Below are 1,282 nucleotides of genomic sequence, written 5' to 3' on the forward strand. Positions count from 1 at the left end.
CGGACAAGCCGATGAAGGTGACGGCGAAGGTCGAGCTGTCGCCCAAGGTGGCGGTTGGCCGCGACCTGACGGTCGAGATCCCGGCGGGTGGCGCAGTGCCGATCGCGTGGAACCTGACCGCGCCCAAGGGCTTCGACAAGCTGCAATGGAAGGTCAGTGCGCGCGACGAGTCGGGCAAGGCGGTCGATGCGGTGACGGTGACGCAGGACATCGCGCCGGCGGTGCCGGTCGAAACCTGGGCCGCGACGCTTGCCCGTGTGGGCGAGGGCGGACCGATTTCGATTGCGCCGCCTGCCGGCGCGCTTCCGGGTGTCGGCAGCGTGACGGTGCGGCTGAGCGAGACCTTGGTCCCGCCGTTGCAGGGCGTACGCGATTATATGGCGGCCTATCCCTATGGCTGTTTCGAGCAGCGCACGTCGCAGGCGGTGGTGCTGGGCGATATGGGCGCGTGGAACCGGCTGGCGGGCGAGATGCCGGTCTATCTCGATCGCGACGGGCTGCTGCGATACTTCCCGTCGGAAGCGATGCACGGGTCGGAGGCGCTGACCAGCTATATCCTGTCGATCACGGCGGAGGCAGGGTTGCCGATCCCCGAAGCGTCGCGCGGGCGCATGATCGAGGCGCTGAAGGCGGTGCTCGACGGGCGGTTGCGGCACGACGATTATGGCGATGTACGGCTGCAAAAGGTCGCGGCGTTCGCGGCGCTGGCGCGGCAGGGCGCGGCGAATGCGGGGATGCTGGGGCAGCTCGGCATCACGCCTGCGGACATGCCGACATCGACGCTGGCCGATTATCTCGCGGCGCTGGGCCGCGTGCCCGGCCTTGCCAATGGTGCGCAGCTGCGCGCGGCGGCGGAGGGCGTGCTCAAGACGCGGCTGGTGTATGAAGGCACGCGGATCGACCTGAGCGACAAGGGCAATACGCCGTGGTGGCTGATGGCGTCGGGCGATGAATCGGTGCTCAAGGCGCTGGTCGCGACGCTGGGCCGTCCGGCATTCCAGGGCGAGGGGCCGAAGATGATGGTCGGCGCGGCGCTGCGCCAGCAACGCGGCCATTGGGACACGACCACCGCGAATGCATGGGGCGTCATCGCCGCGCGCAAGTTCGAGGGCGTCTATCCGGCGGCGCAGGTGGCCGGGATCACGACGGCGACGATCGGCACGCAGAGTGTGACGCGCAGCTGGCCACTGGCCGAGGCGCAGCGCAGCCTGTTGTTCGCGCTGCCCGCACGGCAGACGCCGCTGGTGCTCGCGCAGTCGGGCGGGGCGGGGCCGTGGGCGAG

At 70.0% G+C, this 1,282-nt stretch carries 1 pseudogene; it reads left to right on the top strand.

Features of this window, described 5'->3' with window-relative positions:
- Positions 1–1,282 (top strand): annotated as a pseudogene (locus tag AX681_RS22630) (alpha-2-macroglobulin); the annotation flags it as partial.

The sequence above is a fragment of the Sphingomonas sp. CCH9-E2 genome, from assembly GCF_001557215.1.
GTDB lineage: Bacteria > Pseudomonadota > Alphaproteobacteria > Sphingomonadales > Sphingomonadaceae > Sphingomonas.